Raw genomic sequence first — 435 nt, 5'->3', positions numbered from 1 at the left:
GCCCCTCAGCTCGAACGTTAGCCATTCATCAAGGAGCCTGCGCATGGATCTCAAAGACTTCGTCGGTCAGGCGCTCTCGGACATTGTGGAAGCAGTCCTTGATGCGCAGACTAGGCTCGGCACGAACGGGCGATACATAAACCCGGAACTCTCGACCCAACAGGGGCCCTTAGAGAAGCAAGGGAAGTTGGTTTCTATTCAGGGGCAGTTGGTTCAAACGGTTGAGTTTGATATTGCCGTCACTGCCACCTCGGGCACTGGCACAAAGGGCGGAATTGGCGTTGTGGTCGGCGCAATTGCTCTGGGCTCGCAGGGCCAGTCGTCGGCGGAGAATTCTGCGAACAGCCGAATTAAGTTTTCCGTTCCCATCACCTTGCCGTACGGCGAGAAGATGCATGGCTAACCGGTCGCTCGAGTGGACCTCCGCCAGCTGGC

General features: G+C 57.5%; 1 protein-coding gene. It reads left to right on the top strand.

Features of this window, described 5'->3' with window-relative positions:
• Window positions 1–43 precede the first annotated feature (43 nt).
• A complete protein-coding gene (locus LNV09_RS24655; RefSeq protein WP_263559709.1) occupies window positions 44–403 on the top strand; it encodes a hypothetical protein in 360 nt (119 codons plus the stop codon).
• Window positions 404–435: the final 32 nt, after the last annotated feature.

Origin of the sequence: Paucibacter sp. B2R-40, from assembly GCF_025717555.1 — a bacterium.
In the GTDB taxonomy this organism is placed as follows: Bacteria; Pseudomonadota; Gammaproteobacteria; order Burkholderiales; family Burkholderiaceae_C; genus Paucibacter_A.
Note: the sequence above shows the minus strand (reverse complement) of the source record. Positions and strands in the feature narration are given on the sequence as shown.